At 57.3% G+C, this 8,372-nt stretch carries 9 protein-coding genes; 3 read left to right on the forward strand and 6 right to left on the reverse strand.

The window, feature by feature from the left end:
• The first annotated feature begins 4 nt into the window (after positions 1–4).
• Positions 5–1,276, forward strand: coding sequence for an ABC transporter ATP-binding protein (locus VFA09_25010; protein ID HZU70557.1), 1,272 nt, complete (start codon positions 5–7; stop codon positions 1,274–1,276).
• Positions 1,273–2,337 (forward strand): ABC transporter ATP-binding protein, encoded by a 1,065-nt coding sequence (locus VFA09_25015; GenBank protein HZU70558.1) that lies wholly within the window; start codon positions 1,273–1,275, stop codon positions 2,335–2,337. The genes VFA09_25010 and VFA09_25015 overlap by 4 nt, the downstream gene beginning before the upstream one ends.
• 47 nt (positions 2,338–2,384) lie before the next feature.
• On the opposite strand, the gene VFA09_25020 is transcribed toward VFA09_25015, so the two are convergent.
• The 6 genes from VFA09_25020 to VFA09_25045 form a co-directional block, all read right to left on the reverse strand.
• Positions 2,385–3,857 carry an NAD(P)/FAD-dependent oxidoreductase gene (locus tag VFA09_25020; protein ID HZU70559.1) on the reverse strand — a complete coding sequence of 491 codons (1,473 nt, stop codon included), beginning with the start codon at positions 3,855–3,857 and terminating at the stop codon, positions 2,385–2,387.
• A gap of 288 nt (positions 3,858–4,145) precedes the next feature.
• Positions 4,146–4,784, reverse strand: coding sequence for an AMP-binding protein (locus VFA09_25025; protein HZU70560.1), 639 nt, complete (start codon positions 4,782–4,784; stop codon positions 4,146–4,148).
• Complete coding sequence (locus tag VFA09_25030) at positions 4,781–5,410, reverse strand: hypothetical protein (GenBank protein HZU70561.1); 630 nt, start codon at positions 5,408–5,410, stop codon at positions 4,781–4,783. Before VFA09_25030 ends, VFA09_25025 begins: the two co-directional genes overlap by 4 nt.
• A gap of 15 nt (positions 5,411–5,425) precedes the next feature.
• Entirely contained in the window at positions 5,426–6,163 is a 738-nt protein-coding gene (locus tag VFA09_25035; GenBank protein HZU70562.1) for a hypothetical protein, read from the reverse strand.
• Positions 6,164–6,168: 5 nt separating this feature from the next.
• On the reverse strand, positions 6,169–6,510 hold the full coding sequence (locus tag VFA09_25040; protein HZU70563.1) for a hypothetical protein: 342 nt from the start codon (positions 6,508–6,510) through the stop codon (positions 6,169–6,171).
• A 12-nt stretch (positions 6,511–6,522) separates the two neighbouring features.
• On the reverse strand, positions 6,523–8,100 hold the full coding sequence (locus tag VFA09_25045) for an acyl--CoA ligase family protein (GenBank protein HZU70564.1): 1,578 nt from the start codon (positions 8,098–8,100) through the stop codon (positions 6,523–6,525).
• Positions 8,101–8,177: 77 nt separating this feature from the next.
• Between VFA09_25045 and VFA09_25050 the strand changes: the two genes are divergently transcribed.
• The coding region (locus tag VFA09_25050; GenBank protein HZU70565.1) for a hypothetical protein at positions 8,178–8,372 on the forward strand (195 nt) is incomplete at its 3' end.

An 8,372-nucleotide genomic window follows, 5' to 3' on the forward strand; every position in this document is an offset into this window, starting at 1 on the left:
GCACATGGCAACCGAAACGCCCGCGTCTATTTCGAACAACACGCTTCTCGAAGTGAAGCATCTCAACGTTGATTACCTGGCCTCGAACGGAACGGTACACGCCGTTACCGATGTCAGCTTCACGCTGCAGCGGGGTGAGATTCTCGGCCTGGCCGGTGAAAGTGGCAGCGGCAAATCGACCCTGGCCTATGCCATCACGCGCCTGCTCAGGCCGCCTGCCGAGATCACCGGCGGTGAAATTCTGTATTATCCACATCCCTCTGAGAACGACAAAGATGCCTCGCGCATTACGGTCACTCAACTTCCCACGGATGAGCAACAGGAAAATGATGCTGGTAGGGGCAGTAATGGCATGAATGGCGCGAGAAGACGCTGGGGCCGCAATGCGCGGCATCATTCAGGCGATGGCTCGCAACCGATTGACCTGTTGCAATTATCTCCCAAACAACTACGCGCTATTCGCTGGGATGAGCTGGCTATTGTTTTCCAGAGCGCCATGAACGCGCTTAATCCCGTCATGACGGTCGGCGCCCAGATTATGGACGTGCTGCGTACTCATCGTCCCCAGATGGGACCCGATTCGCGCAAACGCCGCGCCGTCGAACTCTTTCAACTCGTCGGCATCGCCCCGGATCGCCTTCGCAGCTATCCGCATGAACTCTCCGGCGGCATGCGCCAGCGCGCTATTATCGCCATCGCCCTGGCGCTCTCGCCCGAAGTTCTCATCATGGACGAACCAACCACGGCGCTGGATGTGGTGGTGCAGCGTGAAATCCTGACCGAAATCATACGCCTGCGCGAGAAGCTGAGCTTTTCCGTAATCTTCATCACGCATGATCTCTCGCTCCTGCTCGAACTTGCTGATAATGTCGCCATCATGTACGCCGGGCGCATCGTCGAGAAGGCATCGACCCGCGATCTCTACCTGCATCCGCGTCACCCATACAGCTATGGCCTGCTCAACTCGTTCCCCTCGCTGCACGGGCCGCGCCGCAAAATGTCTGGCATTCCAGGCTCGCCGCCCGACCTGCGCGCGGTACCACCGGGATGCGCCTTTCACCCGCGCTGCCCCCTGGCTTTCGAGGCGTGTCACTCGGTCTTGCCAATCCTGCAACCTGCTTCCGGCATGGGGACTGATGGAGATAAAGAAGCCGGTACTTCCGATCAGCTCGTAGCCTGCCATCTCTATGATTCCCGCTTCAGAGCGGAGCAACCATCTACATCCGACCTGGCAAAAGCCTATGAGTCCCTGGCAGAGAGGAGCGGCATCTCATGAACAATCTTGCCCGGACATTAGAGAGTACAAATACCGAACTTCATCCAGAACCTATCCTGGAAGCCATCCATCTTCACAAAGAGTTCCCGTTGCGCACTATCAATCCCCTGACAGGAAAGCAGGCCGTACATGCTGTTGAAGATGCATCACTAAAGCTCTACCCCGGGCGGGTCACGGCACTTGTAGGCGAGAGCGGCAGCGGCAAAACCACCGTTGCGCGCATGCTGGCGGGCCTCTATAGCCCGACTTCCGGCTCGATCCTCTTTCGTGGAAAACCGGCGAAATTATCGGAGGCATCACACCTGCGCAACTATCGCAGTCACGTGCAATTGATCTTCCAGGACCCGTTCTCATCGCTCAACCCGGTGCATAACGTGCGCTACCATCTCTCGCGCCCCCTGCGCATCTATGGTCACGCGCGCAACAGAGCTCAGGAAACGGAGCAGATACTCTCATTGCTTGAGCGCGTCAATCTCAGTCCGGCGGAACAATTTATTGAGAAATATCCGCATCAACTCAGCGGTGGGCAACGGCAGCGCGTAGCCATTGCTCGTGCATTGGCCGTCCAACCCGAAGTGCTGCTGGCCGACGAGCCGGTTTCCATGCTGGATGTCTCAATACGCCTCGATGTGCTGAACCTGCTGCTGCGGCTGAAAGAGGAAGAACACCTGGCACTACTTTACATAACACATGATATTGCCAGCGCCCGCTACTTTGCCGAGGAGACGCTGGTGATGTACGCTGGTCAGATGGTCGAAGGCGGGCCAAGCGACGAGGTGATCCAGCGCCCGAAGCATCCCTATACGCAATTGCTGATCTCTGCCGCGCCTGACCCCGACCGTCTCGGTCCCGAAGGCGATCAGAAAACCCCCGAACTGCCTGCCCGTGGTGAAATTCCCAGCCTCATCAAGCCTCCTACTGGATGCCGCTTCCACCCGCGCTGCCCGCACGCTATGGCCGTGTGCAGCGAACGTTTCCCCGGTCGCACCGAGCTTGGTGATGGAAGGTGGACGAATTGCTTTTTGTATGGGGATGGGGAAAAGTTGGAAGGCAACAATTAGCTCAACAAATAAAGGCCAGTGCGCAGCACTGGCCTTTATTTGTTGAGCTAATTGTTGCCTTCATCTCCCAGCACCTCCCTAGCCGCCCTCGCCCCCTCCTCAGCCGCCCCCTCCATAAACCCCTGCCACTTCACGGAGCAGTGCTCGCCCGCGAAGTGAATGGGACCCTGGCGGATGCCCTCGTAGCCGGCGAAGAGCGTATATTGTCCCACGCGCCAGCACGAATAGCTTCCACGCAGGAATGGATCGCCTGTTGGATAGTTCAAGGCCGCAACTCCAGTGTAGTGGGCGCTGATGCCGGGTAGGAACTTTTCCAGTTCCTCAAGGCAGTGCCGGGCATATTGCTGTATTACCTCCGCATCTCTAGTAGTCGAGTAGGGTGCGGGCGGGTTGTACGAAGCACCGACCTCGCCACTGGTGTAATCAACGAGAATGCCCGTCTTGCCAGGTTGACCGAGCGAGACATCCCAGACGACCTGGATGTCCAGGTCGGTAATCATGAAGCCGCTGTTGTTGCGCGGCCAGGGGCCTTTCTGGTACCAGTAGGGCGTGTCGAATTGCAGGAAGAGTTTTGAGATGGTGCCGTATCCAAGCTCCTGGATGGCCTTTTGCTTGAGGGCATCGAAGCCTGCCTGGGAGTAGTCCACTTCGCGCAAGGTGCTGAAAGGCAAGGTTAGAATTGCGTGATCACAGGCAACCTCAAGAGAACCATTGGGAGTCGCGAAAGTCAGTATCACAGTGTTATCACTCTCTCGTCGGACCGACGTGAGCCGGTGATTGAGATGAATGCATCCATCGGGCAAGGTACGAGCTATGGCAAGTGGCAATTGCTGGTTGCCGCCCGCGATTCTGATGCTGCCCATCATAGGACCTGAAGAACCGGGTGTGTCCTCTTCATCCTCGTCCTCATCAATCCACGAGCCGAACATATAAAGCAGGTTGAGCGAACTCTGCTCTTTTGTTGGCAGGCCAAAATAACCACGACAGGCGCCATTCATCATACGACCCAGCGGCGAGTCATGCCCTCCCTTGACATACTGTAGAATCCAATCGTAGATGCTCATATGATCGAGACGGTAGCCCGTTTCGGTATAGTGATTGTAGGTGGTGGGAAAGCCACTTGCTTGAATCTGTTTCTGTAAGATCGGGCCGACTGTTTCAAAACCCTGGTAAACCTGGTCAGGACTATAATAGCGGTTGAAAAGATACATGATGTTCTGCGCGCCGGGAGCCGTTGCCTTGCCCAGGTCAACTATTGAAAGTCCGAAGCGCCGGATCAGGGCATGAAGGGTATCGTGGTCGCTATCGATGAACTCACCGCATAGGTCGGTGACCATACCATCGGCCCAGGTAGTCGCATCAGAGCGCATCCGACCGCCTATCTGGTCGGATGCCTCGTAAATGCTGCAAGTCATGCCGGCATCTTGCAGTGTCAGAGCCGCGTTGAGGCCGGCAATGCCTGCGCCGACGATGGCGATGCGGGGCTGCTTTGCCTTATCACCGGGTACATTATCTGCCATCTTTCTTCTCCCAGAGCATTGTAATCCTGCGTGTATGTTTAACTGTACACAACAAATGCTCTGAGATCAAGCACTGCCAGCCAACTATCAAGTATTCTATTCTGGTGATTACCTGTAAGTTCACTAGCTCAGATGAGGCGGTTCGGCTGAATGAAAGGATGGCCGCGGATTCTTCGTTGCACTCAGAATGACATGCCCCGGACGTGTCCTGGCATGCCCATGCATGTCATTCTGAGTGCAACGAAGAATCTTATGGGCAATTACCAGTTCTATTGTCCCAGCTTCTTCTTATCGCTCCATCTCGCGCAGTTCGACGCGGCGAATCTTGCCGGAGATCGTCTTGGGCAGGCTGTCCACAAACTCGATCTCGCGTGGATACTTGTAGGGGGCCGTGACGCGCTTCACATGCTCCTGCAGCTCGCTTGCCAGTTCGGGCGAGGGAGTATAGCCAGGGGCCAGGATGACGAAGGCTTTCACGATTTCGCCGCGCATCTCGTCAGGGCTGGCAATCACCGCCGATTCTGCCACCGCCGGATGCTCCTTCAGCGCGCTCTCGACCTCGAAGGGGCCAATGCGGTAGCCGGCGCTGATGATGACATCGTCGGCGCGGCCCACGAACCAGAAGTAGCCGTCCTCGTCCTTATAGGCGCGGTCGCCGGTGATGTACCAGTCGCCGCGAATGCAGGCATTCGTCGCATCCGGATTGCGCCAGTACTCTTTAAACATCCAGGTGGGACGATTGGGTTTGATCCTGACCGCGATATCGCCCTCTTTATTGGGTGGAAGCGGGTTGCCATCATGGTCGATGACCTCGATATCAAAGCCAGGAGACGGTTTGCCCATCGAACCCGGTTTCACCTCTAATGGTGGGAAATTGCCACACAGCAACACCGTCTCCGTCTGGCCGTAGCCGTCGCGGATCGTCATCCCTGTCGCATCCTGCCAAACCTTGCCGTACTTATCAATTTGGCACCTGCTTCGTCGCGTAAGTCATCCTCCGTTAATCCGTACCGTTCCATGATCTCGTAGTCCTGTAAGCTGAACGGAAAGCCGAGCATCTTGCCCCACGGCTTCGGCTTCTCCGTCTCGAGGCCCAGGCGTACCGCGCGATGCTTGATGCCGTAGGGGCTCCTGTGCGGGAACATTTTCAGTAGCGCCTCCGGCGTAGCCGATGGATACTGCTCCCCCAACAGCTCGTCTTCCTCCGCTGTCCAGTTTATGGAGGGATTGCCCGATCGGAAACATACCAACTCATCGATACCCCACGCGGGATCGCGCCAGTATATGGCCATAGTGTAGAAGCGCGGGGCAATGTTGTCAAGCACCACTTTCTCCACGAAGGCGTCGACCATGATGGGATACTCTTCGGGCGGCACAACCTCGTCCCAATATTCACCGGCGTCGAACATGAGTTGCTTGTAGGTGCGCCGTTTTTGCGCGTGGGTCTTGGTAGTGGTAACCTCGCCTCTGCGAGTGTGTAGCCGCTGAAGCTCTACTTCCAACCCGTTGTACTCGTCATTGGCCGCCTGGAGCAGGCGCTCATTCGTAAGCACTCCTGACCTGATCTGCTACTCGATCTTGCGCATGAGCGATTTCACGGCGCTGACCTGTTCGTCTATGTCTTTTAGCAGTTGCGCCCGCGCGGTTTGATCCGCCTCTTCCTCGTCGAGAAAGTCCTCAAAGTCATTGCTCTCTAGTAGCCGCTCTCTGAGGGAATCCAGGAAGAAGTTGTCTACGTCCTCCGCTAGTATCATGTACTTTCTCGACTGACCTATGCCCTTCTTCAGGATGAATCCATAGAATGGCCTGGCCACGCTATCTGCCTGGTTCCCGTGGCGGGGGACGTCTTTTACGCGCACCCGGTAGCGGTCATCCTTAGCGAAGACGCAGTTTCTCAGTAGTGCAGGCTGGTCTGAGCGGTGTTTCTTCACGTACTTTTTGCACCTCTCGAGGTACTCCTCATTTGGCGTCCCATCCAGGTTGGTAGGCGACAAACGGTTGAACGCGTAGAGGAACTTGCCCAGTTTCACAACTGGCTCGTGGTTGTCGCTGCGGATTAACACCCCTTTGTGTACCCACATACCGGCGTACACGGGGTTGGCGAGCATATCGCGTAAACCTTTCTCCGAGCCAATTGTATAGCCTATGAGCTTCCCGTGCTCGTCCAGTACCTTTGTGAGCGGGCACCGGTTCACTATTTCCTTGTCTATGTGGTCTTCAAACGGCGGAAAGAGATAGGGAAGCCTGGCGATTTCTCGACGTAACCCCGTTACGTTGCCTGCTAGCTCCATGAATTTGTCGTACAACCAGTCTATTTTCTCGCCGTGAGGCCAGTAGGGAAAATCTTTCGGTAGTCGGGATTCTCCCTGCCATCTATCTCTTCGCGCCGATCGGGTATGTAGCCGGTTGGCATGTTTGCCCCGAACCAGAGTCCTCTTCTCCCCAGTTCGTTTTTAGCTTCAGCCATCATGTAGATGTGTCTTTCGATATACTTCCATGCGGCTTCGCATTCTCGCCTGAACTGGTCTACATGCGAGGAGATAGAGAAATCGTACACGAAGTCGATCGCCCTGCGATCAACGGTGAGTATGGCCTTGCGGTCGCCCTGGCGCCTGGGCCAGCAGACGCAGCCAGCCAGGTTCACCCGGCGCACGTGCCGGAAGGATCAGTTGATGCGCTTCTGGTAGTGCGCCCATTCCTTCTCGCGCAGCACGAACTTCTGCACCTTGCCCGTGGATGTCTTGGGCAGCGGCCCGAACTCCACGGCCACCGGACACTTGAAGTGCGCCAGCCGCTCGCGGCAGAAGGCCAGCAACTCTGCTTCGGTCAGGACGTGACCCTCCCTGACGGTCACGAAGGCCTTGGGGCGCTCCCCCCAGACCTCGACGGGGATGGCGATGACGGCACACTCCAGCACAGCGGGATGCTGCGCAATCGTCTGCTCGACCTCAATGGTGGAGATATTCTCCCCTCCTGAGATGATGATGTCTTTGGCCCGGTCACGCAGCTCAATGTAGCCATCCGGGTGCCAGACGCCCAGATCGCCCGAGTGAAACCAGCCGCCTCGGAAGGCGGTGGCGGTCGCCTCCGGATTCTGGTAGTAGCCTTTGGCCACATTATTGCCATGCATCACGACCTCACCCATGCTGTGCCCATCACGCGGTACATCGTGCAGGGTCTCATCGACGACCCGCACGCCATCGGCAGTCACATAGCTTACCCCCTGTCGAGAAAGCAGCCGTGCCTGCTCAGCCTCCGGAAGACGGCCCCACTCGCTGTGCCATTCACAGATGGTGTAGGGTCCGTAGGTCTCGGTCAGCCCGTAGACGTGAATCGGGCGCAAGTTCAGGTGCTTCATCTGCGCGAGCAGCGTGGGGGAGGGAGGAGCTGCCGCCACAGTCACCGTGATCTGCCGGGGGAGAGGATGCGCCTTGGGATGATTGACCAGCAGGATCTGGACGGTGGGTGCTCCGTTGTAGTGGGTTACGCCCTCGGCCTCAAAGAGGTCCCAGACCAGAGCGGGATCGAACGTGCGCAGGCAGACATGGGTCGCCCCGACCGCCGTCACTGCCCAGGGAAAGCACCAGCCATTACAGTGGAACATGGGTAAGGTCCATAAGTAGACACTCTCGCTGCGCATGCCGGTCTCGATGACTTCGGCCAGCGCATTGAGATAGACCCCACGATAGGTGTACATGACGCCTTTGGGATGGCCGGTGGTGCCTGAGGTATAGTTGATCGAGATCGTCTCCTCTTCATCGGCCAGCCAACTGGTCACCGGCTCAGGACTGCCCTCGGCAAGGAAGGCTTCGTAGGGATCATCAGGGACACCCGTATCCGCAATCGGCACCACCCGGATGCCTTCCAGATCGAGTGGCGCAAGCAGGGGAGCCAGCTCGTCATCGACGAACAGGAAGGTGACGCCCGCGTGCTTGAGAATGTAGTCGATCTCCTGGGAACTGAGCCGGGTGTTGATGGCCACCAGAATGCCCCCAGCCGCCGGCACGGCAAAGTGCGCCTCGAGCAGGTGAGGCGTGTTGAGGCACAAGAAGCCTACCCGATCCTGCTTCTGGAGGCCAGCAGTGCGCAAGCCAGAGGCCAGACGGTTCACCCGCTCGGCCAACTGCCGATAGCTAGAGCGCCGGGTGCCATGCACCACGGCGGTTTTGTCTGGAAAGACGGAGGCACTGCGATACAAAAAATCAACCGGCGTGAGTTCGGTGCGGTAGACTTTCTCTTCCATTGTGGGTTCCTTTGTTCATCTAAGAGGTCGTAGCGAACGTTCCTGCTGAGAGTCTACCTGGTGGCGAGTCAAAACACATGTGTAGTTCTACCCATTCGCACTACCCATTTTTGCAGAGTGAGCATGACGTGGACACGGTCAGCGGAACAGGAGGATGGGTTATCTCAACGAGGTGGAACGTGCCGATGGAGCGAGGAGGCGGGTCGGAGTCTCCGATCGACGAAGCCGTGCCTCTTCCCACGGGAAAGGGATGGCGGCCTGATGAGCAGCGG

Source organism: Ktedonobacteraceae bacterium (assembly GCA_035653615.1).
Lineage (GTDB): Bacteria > Chloroflexota > Ktedonobacteria > Ktedonobacterales > Ktedonobacteraceae > DASRBN01.